The sequence below is a fragment of the Stenotrophomonas sp. STEN023 genome, assembly GCF_056760135.1.
Genome location: NZ_JBRREF010000091.1, coordinates 1 through 17,274 on the forward strand (window position 1 = coordinate 1; position 17,274 = coordinate 17,274).

A 17,274-nucleotide genomic window follows, 5' to 3' on the forward strand; every position below is an offset into this window, starting at 1 on the left:
CGGCAGAGGCTCTATCGGTAATGCCCCAGCCGAGCATGGCTCGGCACTACATCATTCGCCGCTCGCGAACTTATGCAGTGCTTCGCCTTGCAGGCGGTAGACCGTCCATTCGTCCTGCGCCACCGCACCAGCGGCTTTGTAGAACTCGATGGCCGGTGTATTCCAGTCCAGCACCGACCATTCAAAGCGTCCACAACCCTGTTCCACCGCCAGTCTGGCGATGTGCTGCAGCAAGGCCTTGCCGGCGCCGCTGCCACGCGCTTCAGGGCTGACGTACAGGTCTTCCAGGTAGATGCCGTTGCGGCCCAACCAGGTCGAGTAGTTGTAGAAGAACACGGCGTAACCAATCGCCTTGCCATCGCGCTCGCAGATCAGCGCCTGCGCCTTGGCATCGGCGGAAAACAGGCTGGCGCGAATGCCCGCCTCGTCGGTCTGCACCGAGGATTCGGCCTTCTCGTAAATAGCCAGCTCGCGGATGAAGTGCAGGATCAGGCCTGCGTCATCGGCGATGGCCGGACGGATCTGCACTTCAGCCGCGCGCATCACTCAGCCTCGCGCCGCAGCGACATTGCCGCGCATCTTGCTGATCATCTCGACATAGTTGGGCGCATTGAAAATGGCCGAACCAGCGACGAAGGCATCGGCACCGGCAGCGGCGATCTCACCGATGTTGTCGGCCTTTACGCCGCCATCCACTTCCAGCATCACCGGCTTGCCGAGCTTGTCGATCATCGCCCGCACCGCGCGCAGCTTGTCCAGGGTTGACGGGATGAAGGCCTGGCCGCCGAAGCCCGGGTTGACCGACATCAGCAGCACCAGGTCCAGGTCTTCCAGCACCCAGTCCAGCACTTCGACCGGCGTTGCCGGGTTCAGCACCAGGCCGGCCTTGCAGCCATGCGACTTGATCAGCTGGATGGTGCGGTGCACGTGGCGGCTGGCTTCCGGGTGGAAGCTGATGATGCTGGCGCCGGCCTCGGCGAAGTCCGGCACGATGCGGTCGACCGGCTCGACCATCAGGTGTACGTCGATCGGCGCGGTGACACCGTGCTTGCGCAGGGCCTGGCAGACCATCGGGCCGATGGTCAGGTTGGGCACGTAATGGTTGTCCATCACGTCGAAATGGACCCAGTCGGCACCTGCGGCCAACACGTTGTCGACCTCCTCGCCGAGCTTGGCGAAATTGGCCGAGAGAATGGACGGGGCGATGATGCAGTTGGACATGGCGGGGCCTTTCAGCGTTTACGCAGGGATTTGATGCGGTCGTAGGCGGCGTTGATCTGCCGGGCCTTCTTCTCGGCCTGGGCGCGCAGCTCGGGGGCGGCGCCGGCCACTTTGTCGGGGTGGTACTGGGACATCAGGCGACGGTAGGCCAGGTCGATCTCGGCGTCGGTGGCATCACGGGTGACCCCCAGCTCACGGTACGGCAAGTCCTTGCCCAGCTTGAACCAGTCGTTGTCGAAGGCATGTCCCAGCAACAGACCAATTATCCCGCCAAACAAGGGGTTGGGCCTGAAAAGCAGGGCCCCGGCGATGAAGCCGAACAGTTTTCCGTACCAGCGCATGGGTGGGTGAATGGCCTGTGGACAATCAAGACGTGCATTTTATGCCACAGCGGCCCGATCCGGCCGTACACTAGGCCGCCCGCCGACCAGCCGCGGGCCCTGCGGGTCCTCCAGACCCGGGTCCTCCAAGCCGGCGGCATTCATTGCCAAGTCCCAGGAGTGCCCGTGCCGACCACGCTGTTGCAATCCGATCTTCCCGGCCTGCCCTTGCGCCATCGCGGCAAGGTGCGTGATGTGTTTGATATCCCGCGCGAACGTCTGCCAGCCGGAACACCCCCGGGCGAGTACCTGCTGATGGTTGCCACCGATCGCCTGTCGGCGTTCGACGTGGTGCTGCCCGACCCGATCCCGGGCAAGGGCGAGATGCTGTGCCAGGTCTCCAACTTCTGGTTCGCCAAGACCGCGCACCTGATGCCCAACCACCTGACCGGCATCGACGTGGCCAGCGTGCTGCCCGAAGGCGTGGACGCGGCGCTGTACGCCAAGCGCGCGGTGGTGACCAAGAAGCTCAAGCCGGTACCCGTCGAGGCCATCGCCCGCGGCTACGTGATCGGCAGTGGCTGGAAGGACTACCAGCGCACCGGCAAGATCAGCGGCATCGCCCTGCCCGACGGCCTGCAGCAGGCTGAAAAGCTGCCAGAAGCCATCTTCACCCCGTCCACCAAGGCGGCGGTGGGCGACCACGACGAGAACATCGACTTCGACGCGATGGTCAAGGCGGTTGGCGCCGACATGGCCGAGAAGGTGCGCGATGCCACCCTGCGCATCTACAAGTTCGCCGCCGAGTACGCGGCCGAGCGCGGCATCCTGCTGGCCGACACCAAGTTCGAGTTCGGTACCGACGCCGACGGCCGCCTGTACATCATGGACGAGATGCTGACCCCGGATTCCTCGCGTTACTGGCCGGCCGACGAGTACCAGGTGGGCATCAGCCCGCCGAGCTACGACAAGCAGTTCGTGCGCGACCATCTGGAAACGCTGGATTGGGACAAGACCGCGCCGGGCCCGGCGCTGCCGGCCGAGGTGATCGAACGCACCCGCGCCAAGTACGCCGAAGCGCTGGACAAGCTGGCCGGCATCCGCATCGACTGATCCTGCAAGCTGGATCACGGATGCGCACGGCCACCGTGCGCATCCGTAGGGAAGCCGCGCTATGCTCTGCCGGTCAACCTGGGAGGGTAGCTGGAATGAGTATCGCGCGACCGGTGGATCGTTACTTCGCCAGCTACTCCGGCGATCACGTCAACCACACCAACCAGGCCATCCACGTCATCGCGGTCCCCGCGATCCTGTGGTCGGTCATCGCCCTGCTGTGGTGCATCCCGCCGCTGGTGCCGTGGTTCCAGCACGGCATCTGGGCCGCATTCGCCATGTTCGGCACCTGGGCCTATTACAACCGCCTGTCACGCCCGCTGGGCATCGGCATGCTGATCATCTTCTTCGTGTTCGGTTGCATCTGCCGGCTACTGGAAGACCGGCTTGGCATCCAGATGCTGCTGTATATCGCCATCGGCGTATTCGTGGTGGCGTGGATAGCGCAGTTCATCGGCCACAAGATCGAAGGCCGCCGGCCGAGTTTCCTCACCGACCTGACCTACCTGCTGATCGGACCGATCTGGGTGCTGTCCAAGCTGTTCCGGCAGTTCGGCTGGCGCTACTGAGCCTGCATCACTGCGTCGCGACCAGGACTGCGCGGGCTGCAACGGCGCAATGAACTCACGGCCTGGCAACGCAGACGCACCGCGCACGGCAGGCCAACGCCTGCTGCGCTGCGCAGGTTGTTCTGCATGCGCGCAAAGAGCAGCACTGGTTCCGCAGCCGCCAGCGGCAATGAGCGTCGCACGGTAGGAGCGGCGTAAGCCACGAAGCAGATGTTGCTGAAGCCCTCTGATAGCTGTGCCATCTGGTGGTGTACCAGCTTCGCGGCTTACGCCGCTCCCACAAATTTGCAGCAGTGCGGCATTTGCCCCCTCCCTTTGCCGTAGGCAAGGGGGTGAAGAAGGTCTGCTTGCGCGGCACTGCCGCGCGACCTGATGAACGACCGAAGGCCATGCCTTCGGGCCGGACGGGTTGGGGAAGGGTGCCTTGGACTTGCGCCGTTGCTGTTGCCGCGGCAGAACGTTCGTCAGCTTCGCGGCTCACGCCGCTCCTACAAGCTTCCGGCCTGCTGCCGCGGACCGGACGTCCGCCGCACTTCCACGTTTCCCGGCCTGAACCACTGGCAGCACTGGCTCGGGCGATCTAATCCGAACGGATCATTCATAAAAGCTCGCGGATCGAAAAAATCGCCTGTTAGACTGCAAAACCCCTTTCTGAACCGCGCCCCTACATGACGCCAGTCCTGTTGCTACTGCTTGCGCTGCCCTTTCTGCTGGCAGCGGCCATCGCTCTCAATGGCCGTTTGTCGCGCAGTGCAGCCGCATGGACAGCAGCAGCGGCACCGGTTCTAGGCCTGGCCCTGCTCGGCAGCGCCACCCCGGCCGTGCTCGATGGCGAGATCGTCCGCAACAGCTGGCAATGGCTGCCGCAGATCGGCCTGGACTTCAGCCTGCGCCTGGACGGGCTGGCCTGGATGTTCACCGGGCTGGTGCTCGGCATCGGCGCGCTGGTGGTGCTGTATGCGCACTATTACCTCTCGGCCAAGGACAGCGCGCGGCGCTTCTACAGCTATCTGCTGCTGTTCATGGGCGCGATGCTGGGCATGGTGCTGGCCGGCAATCTATTGCTGCTGATGGTGTTCTGGGAGCTGACCAGCATCAGCTCGTTCCTGCTGATCGGCTTCTGGTCACACCGCAAGGATGCCCGCGAAGGCGCGCGCATGGCCTTGATCGTCACCGGCGGCGGCGGCCTGGCCCTGCTGGCCGGTGTGCTGCTGATTGGCCGCATCGTCGGCAGTTTCGATCTGGACGTGGTGCTGGCCTCGGGCGACCTGATCCGCGCCAGCGCCCTGTACCCGTGGGCACTGTTGCTGGTGCTGGCCGGCATCTTCACCAAGAGCGCGCAGTTCCCGTTCCACTTCTGGCTGCCGCAGGCGATGGCCGCACCGACCCCGGTATCGGCCTACCTGCACTCGGCAACGATGGTGAAGGCTGGTGTATTCCTGCTGGCGCGACTGCACCCGGCGCTGGCCGGCACCGAGCTGTTCTTCTACGTGGTCAGCGGCATCGGCGCGCTCACCCTGCTGATCGGCGCCTGGAACGCGATCTTCCAGCATGACCTCAAGGGCCTGTTGGCCTATTCGACGATCTCGCACCTGGGCCTGATCACCCTGCTGTTCGGCCTGTCCGCGCCGATGGCGGTGGTGGCCGGCGTGTTCCACATCCTCAACCACGCCACCTTCAAGGCCTCGCTGTTCATGGCCGCCGGCATCATCGACCACGAGACCGGCACCCGCGACATGCGCAAGCTGGGTGGCCTGCGCAAGCTGATGCCGATCACCAGCGCGCTGGCCATCGTCGCCTCGCTGGCCATGGCCGGCATCCCGCTGCTCAACGGATTCCTGTCCAAGGAAATGCTGTTCGCCGAGGCGTTGGCAACGCAGGGCCCGGACTGGATGCGACGGGCGATGAGTGCCGCCGCCCTGCTGGCCGGCATCCTCGGCGTTGCCTACAGCCTGCGCTTCGTCCACGACACCTTCTTCGGCAAGGGTCCGGTCGACATCGAGGTGGTGCCGCATGAGCCGCCGCGCTGGATGAAGGTGCCGGTGGAAGTGCTGGTGGTGATCTGCCTGGCCGTGGGCATCGCGCCGGCGCTGACCATCGCGCCGGTACTGCAGACCGCCGCTGCCTCCATCCTCGGCACCGCGATGCCTGAGTACAGCTTGTCGGTCTGGCATGGCTTCAACCTGCCGTTGGCGATGAGCGCGATCGGCGTGGTTGGCGGCATATTCCTGTACTTCGGCCTGCGTCGCTTCACCGATCTGTACGCCGCGCGCAACCGGCCAACCGGCAAGCACCTGTTCCACCGCGGCCTGGATGTACTGTTCGGCTTCGCGCATCGCGTCACCAACGCGCTGGCCAATGGCAGCCTGCAGCGCATGCTGTTTGCGCTGGTGCTGGTGGCGGTGATCGTCGCTGCTGCGCCTTACATCGCCAATCCGGTGATGCCGCTGTGGCCGGCCCCGCAGTCCATGCCCTTGCTGGGCTGGACGCTGTGGCTGGTGATGCTGGCCTGCGCCTTCGCCGGGCTGTTCCTGTACCAGCAGCGCCTGCTGGCGGTGATCGTGATGGGCGGCACCGGCCTGATGGTGGCGCTGACCTTCGTGTTCCTGTCCGCGCCCGATCTGGCCCTGACCCAGCTGATGGTCGAGATGGTGACGCTGGCGCTGATGCTGCTGGGCATGAACTACCTGCCGACGCAGTCGCCGCCGGAACACTCGCGCTGGCGCAAGCGCCGCGATGCCGTGCTCGCCATCGTTGCCGGTGGCGGTATCGCCGCGCTGGCCTATTCGCTGATGACGCTGCCGCCCAACACCATGTCCGGTGAGATGTTGCTGCGTTCGCTGCCCGAGGCCTATGGCCACAACGTGGTCAACGTGATCCTGGTCGACTTCCGTGGCTTCGATACCTTCGGTGAGATCACCGTGTTCGGCATCGCCGCGCTGGTGGTGCATGCGATGCTGCGACGCTCACGGATGGCGCCGGAGCAGATCATGCCGGGCCCGCCGATCAAGCTGCCGGTGCCGGCCGATCTGGCCCAGATCATGTTCCCACTGACACTCACGGTGTCGATCTTCCTGTTCCTGCGTGGCCACAACGCGCCCGGCGGCGGCTTCATCGCCGGCCTGGTGCTGGCGGTGCCGTTGCTGATCCAGTACGTGATCCAGGGCACCGTCTCGGTGGAATCGCGCTTCGGCTTCGACTACATCCGCTGCATCGGCCTGGGCCTGCTGATCGCCCTGCTCAGTGGCGCCGCCTCGATGTTGTTCGGCGTGCCGTTCCTGACCAGCGGTCATCTGGACCTGGAGCTGCCGCTGATCGGCACGGTGCCATTGGCCAGTGCGATTGGCTTTGATACCGGCGTTTACCTGGTGGTGTTTGGCGGGGTGATGCTGATCCTGTCGATGATGGGCACCATCAAACCTTCGCGCACCCGCAATGCCCGCAACGGCGAAATCGATATCCACCGCCGTTCGGCACGCACCGGGGAGATGCACTGATGGAACTGGCACTGGCAAGCGCCATCGGCGTACTGGCTGGCATCGGCATCTACCTGCTGCTGCGCGCGCGCAGCTTCGACGTAATCCTGGGCATGACCTTCCTGTCCTATGCCACCAACCTGCTGATCTTCAGCGCGGGGCGGCCGGTGATCGGCAAGGCACCGGTGCTCAAGGACGGCGTGGCCACCACCCTGGCCCACTACACCGACCCGTTGCCGCAGGCACTGGTGTTGACCGCGATCGTGATTGCGTTTGCGATGACTGCGGTCACCATCGTGCTGGCGATGCGCAGCCGCAGCGACAACCACAGCGATCATGTGGACGCGCATGAGCCCGAACCGCCGGCTGAGCAAGCGGCCAAGTCGGGGAGTGGCGCATGAATCATCTGGTGATCCTGCCGATCCTGATTCCACTGCTCGGCGCTGCGCTGTCCTTGTTCATTGAACACCGCCGCTACGGGCCCAAAGTGCAGCGCACGGTGGCCTGGGCCAGCATGGCCGCGCTGGCGGCGGCGGTGGCACTGTTGTTCGCGCAAACCAGCCAGGGCCAGATCTCGGCCTACCTGCTCGGCGACTGGCCGGCCCGCCTGGGCATCGCCCTGGTTGCGGATGGCCTGGCCGGCTGGATGCTGGTCACCACCCTGCTGCTGGCCATCGCCTGCCTGCTGTACGCCTGCACCGGCTGGGACCGGCGCGCGCCGCACTTCCATGCGCTGTTCCAGTTCCAGCTGGTTGGCCTCAATGGCGCCTTCCTGACCGGCGATATCTTCAATCTGTTCGTGTTCTTCGAGGTGATGCTGATCGCCTCCTACGGCCTGCTGCTGTCCGGTGGGCGCGGCCTGCGCATGCGCATCGGCCTGCATTACGTGGTGTTCAACGTCACCGCTTCCACGTTGTTCCTGATCGCTCTCGGCATGCTTTACGCGACGCTCGGTTCCTTGAACATGGCCGAGATCGGCCAGCGCGTCGCCGAGTTGCCACCCTCGCACCTGAAGCTGGCCAAGGCCGCCCTGGGCTTGCTGCTGCTGGTGTTCTGCTCCAAGGCCGCACTGCTGCCGATGTACCTGTGGCTGCCCGAGTCCTATGCGCGTGCCCCGGCAGCAGTCGCGGCGCTGTTCGTGATCATGACCAAGGTCGGCCTGTACTCGGTGCTGCGCGTGACCTCGCTGTGGTTCGACGCCGACGCCGGTGCGATGAGCGGTTATGGCAGCGATTGGCTGCTTTGGGCTGGCATCGCGACCTTGGTGGTTGCTGCGCTTGGCGCCCTGGCAGCAACCCGCATGAGCGTGCTGGTGGCGTATCTGGTTGTCGTATCGGCTGCGACTTTGTTCATCGCCTTCGCCCTCGGCAGCGCAGGCACCCTTTCCGCCGGCCTGTACTACCTGCCGCACAGCACCTTCGCCGCCGCCGCGCTGTTCCTGATCGCCGACCTGATGCGCCGCCGCCGCGTGCAGGCCGATCGCCGCCGCGAACACGAGCTCAGTGCCGTTCTGCCGAGCCGTACCGTGCCGGGGCTGTTGTTCCTGATTGGCGCCGTGGCCGTGGCCGGCCTGCCGCCGCTGGCTGGCTTCCTCGCCAAGGCCGCATTGCTGTCGGCCGTGCCGGATGCGCATACCGCCGTGGTCTGGAGCGCCGTGCTGGGCAGCAGCCTGCTGGTGATCATGGGCCTGGCACGCACCGGTATCCGCCTGTTCTGGCGCGTGCCCGGCGATGATGACGCCGCCATACCAGACCCCGAACCGGTGGATGCGCCAGCGCGGCCGTTCGAAACCGCTGCTACCTGCCTGCTGCTGGGCTACGTGGTGCTGATGAGCGTGTTCGCCGCGCCGCTGATGCGCCAGACCGATGCCATCGCCGCGCAGTTGCTGGCACCGGATCAATACCTGCATGACGTACGCGGCACCGCGCCGCAGGTGAGGCAGCCATGAGCCAACCTCGCCCCCTGCTGCGGCGGATCTTCCCCTCGCCAGCGCTGTCGATCACCGTGGTCGCGTTCTGGATGGTGATGTCCGACAGTTTCGACCTCGGCCAGTTGCTGCTGGGCATGCTGCTGGGCGTGGTGATCCCCTTGTTCGCCGCGCGCCTGGACCGCGAGTTCGCCCGTCTCGGTACGCTGCGGCCGGTACCCAAGCTGCTGGCGGTGGTGCTGTGGGACATCCTGGTCTCCAACCTGCGGGTGGCCGCGCAGGTGCTTGGACCGGAGCACAAACTCAAGCCCGGTTTCATCTGGGTGCCGCTGGATATCGCCAACATCCACGGCATCGCCGCGCTGACCAGCTTCATCACCCTGACCCCGGGCACGGTGTCGGCGGCCTTGTCCGAAGACCGCCGCCATCTGCTGGTGCATGTGCTGCACCTTGAAGATGCCAACGCCCTGATCAACGAGATCAAGAGCCGCTACGAAGCGCCGCTGATGGAGATCTTCCCGTGAACGGTTACCAGATATTCGAAACCACACTGATCGTGTGCATGCACGTGGTCGGCATCGCCATGCTGCTGGGCTTGTGGCGGCTGTTGCGCGGCCCGACCGTGCCGGACCGCATCCTCGCCCTGGACACCTTGTCGGTCACCGCCATCGCCGAGCTGATGCTGTTCGGCATGTACCTGGACTCGGCCATCTACTTCGAGGCCGCGCTGATCATCGCCATGCTCGGCTTCTGCAGCACGGTGGTGCTGAGCAAGTTCGTGTTGCGCAGGGATATCGTCGAATGATCACCTTTCTGCAGATCGCACTGTCGGCGCTGCTCGCCTTTGGCTGCTTCTTCATCCTGGTCGGCGCACTCGGCCTGGTGCGCTTCTCCGATTTCTTCAAGCGCCTGCACGCACCAACCAAGGCCAGCACGCTGGGCGTGGGCTGCGTACTGGTGTGCTCGGTGGCTTACCACATCTTCCTCGGCCAGGACCCGCAGCCACGCGAGCTGCTGATCACCGTCTTCCTGTTCATCACCGCCCCGATCAGCGCCCACCTGATGGCCAAGGCCGCACTGTCGCTGATGATGGAAAGCCGGCCGGAACCGCCGGAAGAGTAACACCGAGCAAAAGCTCCACCGGTAGTGCCGAGCCATGCTCGGCTGCAGCCTGCCCGCTAACGCCCTGTAGTGGGGGGGGGGGGGGGGGGGGGGGGGGGGGGGGGGGGGGGGGGCGGGCGCGGGCGGGGGGGGGCGGGGGGGGGGGGGGGGGGGGGGGCGGGCGCCGCCGGGCGCGCGCGGCGCGCCCGCCCCCCCCCCCCCCGTGCTCCTCGCCCCTGCCGCGCTCCCCCCCCCCCCCCCCCCCGCCCCCCCCCCCCCCCCCCCCCCCACTACAGTTTCAGCGTCAGCGCAGCAGCGCCAGCTCCAGGCCTACCCACGCCAGGAACGCGATGAACAGCACCGCGCCTTCGCCACGGCTGACCTTCAGGTCGCCGCGCAACATCGGGTACAGCATCAGCACGAACACGATTGCCGCCGGCAGTTCCAGTCGCACGAACGAGGCCGGCAGCGGCATCGGCCGCAGTGCCGCCATGCCGCCGATCACCACCAATACGTTGAAAAGGCTGGAGCCGATCACATGGCCAACCACCATGTCGCCCTGTCCGCGGCGGGCAGCGGCAATGGCTGCGGCGACCTCCGGCAAGGCGGTGCCGATGGCGACCGGCAACAAACCCGCCAGCAATGGCGACATGCCCCAGCCAGCGCCGATCACTGGTGCAGCCTGCACCACGAAGCGCGCGCCGTAATACAGCACCACCGCGGCAATGATGAGACGAATGATGTTGAGCCCGAGCACCGTGCGGGTGGTGGCGTAATTGATGATGCTTTCCTGCAGCTCTGCCGGTTCATGCCGTGCCCGCTTCAGCAGGAAGGCCAGCACGCCGACAAAACCCAGCAGCAACACGATGCCCTCGATGCGACTGATCGCGCCATCCAGGCCAAACACGATCAAGGCCAGCGTCGCCACCGCCAGCAGCACCAGCAAGGGCGACAGCAGGCGCGTGCGCACCATCAGCGGGAAAGCCAACGCAGCCAAACCCAGGGTCAGGCCAACATTGACGATGTTGCTGCCAACCGCATTGCCCAGCGCCAGCTCCTGCGCACCGGTTGCGAAAGCGCGGGCATTGACCACCAGCTCCGGCAGCGAGGTACCGAAGGCCACCAGCAACAAGCCGGCGACGAAGGGCGAGGCGCCAAAGCGCTGGGCCAGGCCGGAGGCGGCCTTGACGATGGAATCACCGCCCAGGGCGAGCAGTACCAGCCCCAGGACAAACCATGCGATAGCTTCGAACATTGCGCCTCCCTCCCGACGTTGTTGGCGACGATAGCCGGGCGTGTACCCGTGCTATCGCCTGTAGCCGCAGCAGGGTATCAGCCGCAGCCTTCCACGTAATCCACCTGCGGCGGCAGGCCAACGCGCCACATCGTGACCTTGCCGTCAGCGCCCAGCTCGAACACCAACGCGCCTTGGCTGCCATCCGTTGCCGGCACGCGCAGTACCTTGCCACCCTCCACGTACTTGTGCGGCTGCACCGGCTCGGCCTGCGGGTAAAGCGCCTGCAGCTGGGCCAGGTCCATGCCGATCTTGCCGCCGCCCGGCGCGGCGGTATCGCCACCGCGCACGTCATAACGTACGAACTTGCCCTCTTCGAGCATGAAGAACGGCCCGCCCTCGGTATGCGCGCCAGGGGACAGGTAATAGCAGCCACCATCGGCCGCTGCATCGCCCTGCAGTTCTCCCGTCCATGCCGTGCGCAGCTGCTCGGCATCGATGCCTAGCTGTGCCGCGCCGTAGCCCTGCCAGTCGGCATCGCTGGCAGCAACCGGCGCGGCCTGGGCCGGGGCGGGCGCCGCAGAAGGTGCTGGAGCCGCAGCGGGCTCGGCCGGCGGGGTACGCTGGCAGGCCACCAACAGCATGGCAATCAGTGACAAAGGCAGGGCAAGACGATTCATGCAACGGCTCCAGGCGGGTTCGCGGCCGAGTCTAGCGGCAACGGTGTCCGGCCCGCGCGAAGACAGGCTTGTCATCGTGGTTTCACCTGATGGCGACAGGCTGGGCGCCTACGTCGCCCGTGCCCAACGCCCATGCAACCGCACAAGACCGAACTTGGCCACACCGTGCTGCAGACGCACCGCGCCGCGCTGGACCTGCGCCAGCGGCGGGCGCTGATCCTGTGCGATGGCAAGCGCAGCCTGGCCGAGCTCAGCGGCATGCTCGGCAACGATGTGCCCGAGCTGATCGCGCAGTTGCAGCGCGACGGCTATCTGCAGGTGGCTGTCGCGCCTGCGTCAGCCCCAGCCGCGCCCCCTCAGGCCACACCAGCTCCGGTGCCGATTGCGGCAGCAGCCACACCTGCCTCGACACCAACGCAGGCGCCCGTTGAACGACGCCGCTCAATGGTCGCCGCACGCATCTACGTGCTGGATATCCTCGCCCTGCAGCGCAATCCCACCGCGGCACAGCTGCACAAGCTGCTGCAGGCAGCGCGCGAGGAAGGCGATACCGTGCAGGCACTGAAGCTGGCACTGAGCCATCTGCCGGCAATGACTTCCGATGGTTACACCCAGCGCGTGCGTGGGCGCCTGCAGGAAGTGCTGCCGGAGGCACATCTGACAGCGGTGCTGGAGCCAGCACCGCTGCCGGCGTGAATCAGCCCTTGGGCGGAGCGAAGTTGTTGCGCAGCCCACTCCAGCAGGCCTGATAGCCGCGCTGGCGGTGCGCGGCATCCATTGCCTGCGCGGTCGGGCAGATCACCCCACGGGTTTCGAACATGAAGGCCATGGTGTCCCGGATCACGTCCGGCTTGGACAGATCCGCCTGCGAGGCCTTGTCGAAGGTGGCCGCATCCGGGCCGTGGCCGGTCATGCAGTTGTGCATGGACGCACCGCCCGGCACGAAGCCTTCAGCCTTGGCGTCGTAGGCGCCGTGGATCAGGCCCATGAACTCGCTGGCGATGTTGCGGTGGAACCAAGGCGGACGGAAGGTGTTCTGCGCCACCAGCCAACGCGGCGGGAAGATCACGAAATCCAGATTGCTGGTGCCCGGTGTGTCGCTGGCCGAATGCAGCACCAGGAAGATCGACGGATCCGGATGGTCGTAGCTGATCGAGCCGATGGTGTTGAAGTGGCGCAGGTCGTAGCGGTAAGGCGCGTAGTTGCCGTGCCAGCCGACTACGTCCAGGGGAGAGTGGCCGATGTCGGCGCGCCACAGGCGACCCTGGAACTTGGCGACCAGTTCGAACTGGCCGTCGAGGTTCTCGTACGCGGCGACTGGCGTTTCGAAGTCACGCGGGTTGGCCAGGCCATTGCTGCCGATCGGGCCGAGGTCGGGCAGCTTCAGCAGCGCGCCGAAGTTCTCGCAGACATAGCCGCGTGCCTGCCCGTCCGGCAGCTCGACCGCAAAGCGCACACCGCGCGGGATCACCGCGATCTGCTGCGGTTCGATCTCGATCACGCCCAGCTCGGTGCGCAGGCGCAGCCGGCCCAGCTGCGGCACGATCAGCAGCTCGCCGTCGGCGTTGTAGAAGTAGCGTCCCTGCATGTCGGCATTGGCGGCGTACAGATGGATGCCGGCACCGGTGTGGGCTTCGGCCGAGCCGTTGCCGCCCATCGTGTACAGGCCATCGATGAAGTCGGTGGGCGTGGTGGGCAGCGGCAACGGGTCCCAGCGCAGCTGGTTCGGCGAGGCCGCCGACTTGCTGAAATCGCTGTGCAGGCGCGGCTGCTCGAACGGGGTGAACTCACCATGCATCGCCGCCGGGCGGATGCGGTACAGCCAGCTGCGGCGGTTGCTGCCGCGCGGCGCGGTGAAGGCGGTGCCGGTCAGCTGCTCGGCGTACAGCCCGTGCGCCACCTGCTGCGGCGAATTGCGACCCACCGGCAAGGTGCCGGGCACAGCCTCGGTGGCGAACTCATTGCCGAAGCCGGATTGATAAGCGTTGCTGACCATCACGAACCTGCCTGTGTTGTTGCGTTCAAAGCCCCTCTCCCTCCGGGAGAGGGGTTGGGGTGAGGGTAAGAGCCGAAGCATTGCCGCTGAAAGCCCCTCTCCCTCCGAGAGAGGGGTTGGGGTGAGGGTGAGAGCTGAAGCAATGCCGCTTAAAGCCCCTCTCCCTCCGGGAGAGGGGTTGGGGTGAGGGTAAGGCTTTCAGCCATCATCAGAATGGCCTCCAGCACCGCCTCTATCCGTAAAAACACATCGTTGTCCCAGAAGCGCAGAACGATCAAACCTTGCTGCTCAAGAAAACGGGTACGAACACGATCGACGTCTTCATTGTGCTGTGAGCCATCAAGCTCCACCACCAGCCGCTTGGCCTCGCAGCAAAAGTCCACGATATACGGCGGAACCGGATGCTGCCTGCGAAACTTCAACCCACACAGCTGGCCGTTCCTCAATCTGTTCCAGAGCTTGCGCTCGGCGTCGGTCAGATTACGGCGAAGCCTACGCGCACGATCCAAAGTGACCGTGGGTAATGGCGGTTTGCTGCAATAGCTCATGAAGCGGCCTCCTTGCGCGTTTCATGATCTTTAGCAGCTTCGCCCTCACCCCAACCCCTCTCCCGATGGGAGAGGGGCTATGTCCTATAGCGCGTTACGCCTTACAGCACGCCACGATCCATCTGGTCGCGCTCGATGCTTTCAAACAAGGCCTGGAAGTTGCCTTCGCCAAACCCTTCGTTGCCCTTGCGCTGGATGATCTCGAAGAAGATCGGGCCGATGCAGTTCTTGGTGAAGATCTGCAGCAGCTTGCGCTGCTTGGTTTCCGGGTCGGCGTCGATCAGGATCTTGTTCTTGCGCAGGCGCTCGACGTCTTCGCCATTGTTCGGGATGCGCAGGTCGACCACGTCGAAGTAGGTGTCCGGCGTGTCCAGGAACTCAATGCCCTGCGCGCGCATCGCTTCGACGGTGTCGTAGATGTTGTCGGTGAAGCAGGCGATGTGCTGGATGCCCTCGCCCTTGTAGGCGTCCAGGTATTCATTGATCTGGCTCTTCGGGTCGGAGGACTCGTTGAGCGGGATGCGCACCACGCCGTCCGGTGCGGTCATCGCCTTGGACACCAGGCCGGTCTTTGCCCCCTTGATGTCGAAGTAGCGGATCTCGCGGAAGTTGAACAGGCGTTCGTAGTAATCCGACCACTGCTGCATGTTGCCCAGGTACAGGTTGTGGGTCAGGTGATCGATGAAGGTCAGGCCGAAGCCGGCCGGGTTCTGCTCGGCGCCTTCGATCGGCTCGTAGTCGGTGTCGTAAATGCTTCCGGCACCGCCGTAACGATCCACCAGGTACAGCATGCAATCACCGATACCCTTGATCACCGGCGCCGGTACCGCACGGGTCTCAGCCAGCAGCTCGACTTCCTCGGCACCGTTGCCCAGGGCCAGTGAAAGCACTTCGGCAGCCGGCTTCTGGAAGCGGATGGCGAAGCCGCAGGCGCTCGGGCCATGCTTGGCGGCGAAGTCGGCGGCAAACGAGTTTGGCTCCTCGTTTACAAGAAAGTTGACGCCGCCTTGACGGTAGACGGTAATAGCACGCTGCCGGTGGCGGAGGACGGCCGTGAACCCCATGTTCTTGAAGTAAGCGTGCAGCTGGGCAGCCTGCCCGGCCGGCGCGCCAAATTCGACGAACTCAAAACCATCGATGCCCATCGGGTTTTCAAAGGTGGTGACCTGCATGCCCAGATTGGGCGCGTTGGATGCAGTAGGGGTATTCATGGGTTGCCTCCGGAAGCATGGCGGTCGCCGGGGTACCGGCGATGAAAACAGGAAGATCCGCCGCAAAAAAGCGGGTCTGGACCGAAGGTTATAGTTTCACATGAAACCACCATCAAGGTGCACTGCAGCATGAGCTCTTCCGATTACAGCAAGTCCACCAGCATCCGCGCCTCGCACGTGTTGCTGGATCTTGAGCAGTTCCTGCCTTACCGCATCAGCGTGTTGTCCAACCGGGTCAGCGGCAACATCGCCCGGCTGTACGGCGAGCGCTATGGCCTGGCCATTCCCGAATGGCGGGTGATCACCATCCTGGCGCTGTATCCGGGCTCCTCGGCCAGTGAAGTGTCCGAGCGCACGGCAATGGACAAGGTGGCGGTCAGCCGCGCCGTGGCGCGCCTGCTGGAGCGTGGCTTCATCAAACGCGAGACCCATGGCGATGACCGTCGCCGCTCGGTGCTGGCCTTGTCGGCCGCAGGCTTCGAGGTCTACGAGACCATCGCGCCGATGGTGATCGAGATGGAACGGCGGCTGATGTCCGCACTCACCGAGGACGAGGAACAGGTGCTCGAACGCCTGATCACGCGCCTGGCCGATGCCGGTCTGCAGCGCATGAACGAGGGTTGATCGTCGTCGACGATCAACTCAGGTGCTTGCGCCGCGCATAGATCCACGGCGCGGCAAGGGCCGCGATCGCACCACCTGCAAAACCCAATGCCGCGGCCACCGCCGCCGCCTCGATGCGGCCGGGCAAGGCCAATGCTGCAAGCAGTAGCAGGCCGGCCGGCAGACCGATGAACGAGGTCAGGAAGAACCGCCAGCGCGGCACCCAGGTGTGCAGCTGCATCAGGCTGGCGCCGGTCCAGGCATCGTTGGCCTGGTCACGTCCGATTTTGTCCACAAGCTTGACCAGATCGACTTCGGCAGCGCCCTTGCCCATGCGTGCCAAGGCCAGCGCCGCGTCAACTTCGGCGGGTGCCGGCCAATTCGATGGCCAAGCCTGCGGCGCATCCACGCCATAAGCGGTCAACAACGGCAGCGACAAGGCCGGCACCGGCAGCGCGCGCAGCCGGCGCTTGTCCATCACGCACCAGAACTGGGTCTGGCCTTCATGGCTGACCTGGTAGAGCGCCAGCTGTTCCGGCGCCGGATACGGCAGGGCCGTGACCCGCGCGGCCATCGATTCCACGCCCATCGCGCGCAGGAAGCCGACACGGCTGCGGCCGGACTGCGCCCAACCGATGCCGAGCGGCGACAGCAGCATCACTTCAGCGTGATCGCTGGCACCGCTGTTGGCGCGCTCATCGCTGGCCAGGAAGGCCGACAGGGAATTGGGTTCGGCCACATCGGGCTTGCCCCAACGCTGCGAATGGCCGAGCAGGAACTTCAGCGGTACGCGTGCAGCGACGGTCTCGCCACGCACGCTGTCAGAGGCGAACGGCACCACGCTGGCGACGAAGGCACGCAGCTCGTTGCCGGGCGATGCACTCCATTCCGGCGGCAGCAGACCGGCCAGCAAGCCGTTGCGGGCCAACTGATCGATCTGTTCCTTCTGTTCGACCAGCCGGATGACGGCCGACTGCAACATGATGTTGGGCGGAACCGACGCCTGCGGCAGCCGGTAACGTGGCGGCGGCGCGGATTCTTCTGCTGCCGCGCTCTCGTCCAGCAGTTCGTCCACCGTGGGCAAGCTGGTGCTGGCGAGGTCCTGCTCAACGGTTGCGGTGCTGGAATCGGGGCTGGCAGCTGGCTGCATGGTGAGAGAGGGCAAGACGCCGGATGCAGAGGGATTGATTCGTTAGCGGCCGCAGGCGAACAAAATGAAGATCAAGGCTGTGGCTTTGCCCCCTCCCTTGCGCATCGCGCAGGGGAGGGCCGGGG

Annotated in this window: 20 protein-coding genes; 10 read left to right on the forward strand and 10 right to left on the reverse strand. The window is 65.4% G+C overall.

Going from position 1 to position 17,274, the window contains the following annotated elements:
• Nucleotides 1-51: 51 nt before the first annotated feature.
• From ACVOLV_RS18900 to ACVOLV_RS18910, 3 genes are read right to left on the reverse strand one after another with little or no spacing between them, the layout of a single operon-like run.
• Nucleotides 52-543: an N-acetyltransferase family protein gene (locus ACVOLV_RS18900; protein ID WP_481555710.1), complete on the reverse strand. Its 492-nt coding sequence runs from the start codon at nt 541-543 to the stop codon at nt 52-54.
• 3 nt (nt 544-546) lie between these two features.
• The gene (rpe, locus tag ACVOLV_RS18905) at nt 547-1,221 is read right to left on the reverse strand and encodes a ribulose-phosphate 3-epimerase (RefSeq protein WP_481555711.1); all 675 of its coding nucleotides are present in this window, start codon (nt 1,219-1,221) and stop codon (nt 547-549) included.
• Nucleotides 1,222-1,232: 11 nt separating this feature from the next.
• Nucleotides 1,233-1,562 (reverse strand): J domain-containing protein, encoded by a 330-nt coding sequence (locus ACVOLV_RS18910; RefSeq protein WP_481529703.1) that lies wholly within the window; start codon nt 1,560-1,562, stop codon nt 1,233-1,235.
• 165 nt (nt 1,563-1,727) lie between these two features.
• Between ACVOLV_RS18910 and ACVOLV_RS18915 the strand changes: the two genes are divergently transcribed.
• Complete coding sequence (locus ACVOLV_RS18915) at nt 1,728-2,654, forward strand: phosphoribosylaminoimidazolesuccinocarboxamide synthase (RefSeq protein WP_303748642.1); 927 nt, start codon at nt 1,728-1,730, stop codon at nt 2,652-2,654.
• 95 nt (nt 2,655-2,749) lie between these two features.
• Entirely contained in the window at nt 2,750-3,223 is a 474-nt protein-coding gene (locus ACVOLV_RS18920) for an Mpo1 family 2-hydroxy fatty acid dioxygenase (RefSeq protein WP_481555712.1), read from the forward strand.
• Here the strand turns inward: ACVOLV_RS18920 and ACVOLV_RS18925 are convergent.
• Nucleotides 3,217-3,465: a hypothetical protein gene (locus ACVOLV_RS18925; RefSeq protein WP_481555713.1), complete on the reverse strand. Its 249-nt coding sequence runs from the start codon at nt 3,463-3,465 to the stop codon at nt 3,217-3,219. The genes ACVOLV_RS18920 and ACVOLV_RS18925 overlap by 7 nt on opposite strands.
• A gap of 426 nt (nt 3,466-3,891) precedes the next feature.
• Between ACVOLV_RS18925 and ACVOLV_RS18930 the strand changes: the two genes are divergently transcribed.
• From ACVOLV_RS18930 to ACVOLV_RS18955, 6 genes are read left to right on the forward strand one after another with little or no spacing between them, the layout of a single operon-like run.
• The gene (locus tag ACVOLV_RS18930) at nt 3,892-6,720 is read left to right on the forward strand and encodes a monovalent cation/H+ antiporter subunit A (protein ID WP_481555714.1); all 2,829 of its coding nucleotides are present in this window, start codon (nt 3,892-3,894) and stop codon (nt 6,718-6,720) included.
• Nucleotides 6,720-7,100 (forward strand): Na+/H+ antiporter subunit C, encoded by a 381-nt coding sequence (locus ACVOLV_RS18935; protein ID WP_481555715.1) that lies wholly within the window; start codon nt 6,720-6,722, stop codon nt 7,098-7,100. Before ACVOLV_RS18930 ends, ACVOLV_RS18935 begins: the two co-directional genes overlap by 1 nt.
• Nucleotides 7,097-8,647 carry a monovalent cation/H+ antiporter subunit D gene (locus tag ACVOLV_RS18940; RefSeq protein WP_481555716.1) on the forward strand — a complete coding sequence of 517 codons (1,551 nt, stop codon included), beginning with the start codon at nt 7,097-7,099 and terminating at the stop codon, nt 8,645-8,647. The genes ACVOLV_RS18935 and ACVOLV_RS18940 overlap by 4 nt, the downstream gene beginning before the upstream one ends.
• Nucleotides 8,644-9,150 (forward strand): Na+/H+ antiporter subunit E, encoded by a 507-nt coding sequence (locus ACVOLV_RS18945; RefSeq protein ID WP_481555717.1) that lies wholly within the window; start codon nt 8,644-8,646, stop codon nt 9,148-9,150. Before ACVOLV_RS18940 ends, ACVOLV_RS18945 begins: the two co-directional genes overlap by 4 nt.
• 38 nt (nt 9,151-9,188) lie before the next feature.
• Nucleotides 9,189-9,431: a K+/H+ antiporter subunit F gene (locus ACVOLV_RS18950; protein WP_231732514.1), complete on the forward strand. Its 243-nt coding sequence runs from the start codon at nt 9,189-9,191 to the stop codon at nt 9,429-9,431.
• The gene (locus tag ACVOLV_RS18955; RefSeq protein WP_481555718.1) at nt 9,428-9,748 is read left to right on the forward strand and encodes a Na+/H+ antiporter subunit G; all 321 of its coding nucleotides are present in this window, start codon (nt 9,428-9,430) and stop codon (nt 9,746-9,748) included. The genes ACVOLV_RS18950 and ACVOLV_RS18955 overlap by 4 nt, the downstream gene beginning before the upstream one ends.
• A gap of 283 nt (nt 9,749-10,031) precedes the next feature.
• Here the strand turns inward: ACVOLV_RS18955 and ACVOLV_RS18960 are convergent, their stop codons facing one another.
• Both ACVOLV_RS18960 and ACVOLV_RS18965 read right to left on the reverse strand, forming a co-directional pair.
• On the reverse strand, nt 10,032-10,982 hold the full coding sequence (locus ACVOLV_RS18960) for a calcium/sodium antiporter (RefSeq protein WP_481555719.1): 951 nt from the start codon (nt 10,980-10,982) through the stop codon (nt 10,032-10,034).
• Nucleotides 10,983-11,059: 77 nt separating this feature from the next.
• Nucleotides 11,060-11,641 carry a lectin gene (locus ACVOLV_RS18965; protein WP_481555720.1) on the reverse strand — a complete coding sequence of 194 codons (582 nt, stop codon included), beginning with the start codon at nt 11,639-11,641 and terminating at the stop codon, nt 11,060-11,062.
• Nucleotides 11,642-11,773: 132 nt separating this feature from the next.
• Here ACVOLV_RS18965 and ACVOLV_RS18970 point away from each other — a divergent pair, with 132 nt between their 5' ends.
• Nucleotides 11,774-12,337: a hypothetical protein gene (locus ACVOLV_RS18970; protein ID WP_481555721.1), complete on the forward strand. Its 564-nt coding sequence runs from the start codon at nt 11,774-11,776 to the stop codon at nt 12,335-12,337.
• Between the two features lies 1 nt (nt 12,338).
• On the opposite strand, the gene hmgA is transcribed toward ACVOLV_RS18970, so the two are convergent.
• From hmgA to hppD, 3 genes are all read right to left on the reverse strand, one after another.
• Nucleotides 12,339-13,637, reverse strand: a complete 1,299-nt coding sequence (hmgA, locus tag ACVOLV_RS18975) for a homogentisate 1,2-dioxygenase (RefSeq protein WP_481555722.1) — start codon at nt 13,635-13,637, stop codon at nt 12,339-12,341.
• A gap of 149 nt (nt 13,638-13,786) precedes the next feature.
• Entirely contained in the window at nt 13,787-14,185 is a 399-nt protein-coding gene (locus ACVOLV_RS18980) for an endonuclease domain-containing protein (protein ID WP_481555723.1), read from the reverse strand.
• A 101-nt stretch (nt 14,186-14,286) separates the two neighbouring features.
• The gene (gene hppD, locus ACVOLV_RS18985) at nt 14,287-15,396 is read right to left on the reverse strand and encodes a 4-hydroxyphenylpyruvate dioxygenase (protein WP_481555724.1); all 1,110 of its coding nucleotides are present in this window, start codon (nt 15,394-15,396) and stop codon (nt 14,287-14,289) included.
• A gap of 129 nt (nt 15,397-15,525) precedes the next feature.
• Between hppD and ACVOLV_RS18990 the strand changes: the two genes are divergently transcribed.
• Entirely contained in the window at nt 15,526-16,020 is a 495-nt protein-coding gene (locus tag ACVOLV_RS18990) for a MarR family winged helix-turn-helix transcriptional regulator (RefSeq protein ID WP_282271784.1), read from the forward strand.
• A gap of 13 nt (nt 16,021-16,033) precedes the next feature.
• Here the strand turns inward: ACVOLV_RS18990 and ACVOLV_RS18995 are convergent, their stop codons facing one another.
• Entirely contained in the window at nt 16,034-17,164 is a 1,131-nt protein-coding gene (locus tag ACVOLV_RS18995) for a hypothetical protein (RefSeq protein WP_481555725.1), read from the reverse strand.
• Between the last annotated feature and the right edge of the window lie 110 nt (nt 17,165-17,274).

Coding starts and splice junctions, on each gene's coding strand:
- ACVOLV_RS18900 (WP_481555710.1), bottom strand. CDS start 543: ATGCGCGCGGCTGAAGTGCAGATCCGTCCGGCCATCGCCGATGACGCA.
- rpe (WP_481555711.1), bottom strand. CDS start 1,221: ATGTCCAACTGCATCATCGCCCCGTCCATTCTCTCGGCCAATTTCGCC.
- ACVOLV_RS18910 (WP_481529703.1), bottom strand. CDS start 1,562: ATGCGCTGGTACGGAAAACTGTTCGGCTTCATCGCCGGGGCCCTGCTT.
- ACVOLV_RS18920 (WP_481555712.1), top strand. CDS start 2,750: ATGAGTATCGCGCGACCGGTGGATCGTTACTTCGCCAGCTACTCCGGC.
- ACVOLV_RS18925 (WP_481555713.1), bottom strand. CDS start 3,465: ATGGCACAGCTATCAGAGGGCTTCAGCAACATCTGCTTCGTGGCTTAC.
- ACVOLV_RS18930 (WP_481555714.1), top strand. CDS start 3,892: ATGACGCCAGTCCTGTTGCTACTGCTTGCGCTGCCCTTTCTGCTGGCA.
- ACVOLV_RS18935 (WP_481555715.1), top strand. CDS start 6,720: ATGGAACTGGCACTGGCAAGCGCCATCGGCGTACTGGCTGGCATCGGC.
- ACVOLV_RS18940 (WP_481555716.1), top strand. CDS start 7,097: ATGAATCATCTGGTGATCCTGCCGATCCTGATTCCACTGCTCGGCGCT.
- ACVOLV_RS18945 (WP_481555717.1), top strand. CDS start 8,644: ATGAGCCAACCTCGCCCCCTGCTGCGGCGGATCTTCCCCTCGCCAGCG.
- ACVOLV_RS18950 (WP_231732514.1), top strand. CDS start 9,189: ATGCACGTGGTCGGCATCGCCATGCTGCTGGGCTTGTGGCGGCTGTTG.
- ACVOLV_RS18955 (WP_481555718.1), top strand. CDS start 9,428: ATGATCACCTTTCTGCAGATCGCACTGTCGGCGCTGCTCGCCTTTGGC.
- ACVOLV_RS18960 (WP_481555719.1), bottom strand. CDS start 10,982: ATGTTCGAAGCTATCGCATGGTTTGTCCTGGGGCTGGTACTGCTCGCC.
- ACVOLV_RS18965 (WP_481555720.1), bottom strand. CDS start 11,641: ATGAATCGTCTTGCCCTGCCTTTGTCACTGATTGCCATGCTGTTGGTG.
- ACVOLV_RS18970 (WP_481555721.1), top strand. CDS start 11,774: ATGCAACCGCACAAGACCGAACTTGGCCACACCGTGCTGCAGACGCAC.
- hmgA (WP_481555722.1), bottom strand. CDS start 13,637: ATGGTCAGCAACGCTTATCAATCCGGCTTCGGCAATGAGTTCGCCACC.
- ACVOLV_RS18980 (WP_481555723.1), bottom strand. CDS start 14,185: ATGAGCTATTGCAGCAAACCGCCATTACCCACGGTCACTTTGGATCGT.
- hppD (WP_481555724.1), bottom strand. CDS start 15,396: ATGAATACCCCTACTGCATCCAACGCGCCCAATCTGGGCATGCAGGTC.
- ACVOLV_RS18990 (WP_282271784.1), top strand. CDS start 15,526: ATGAGCTCTTCCGATTACAGCAAGTCCACCAGCATCCGCGCCTCGCAC.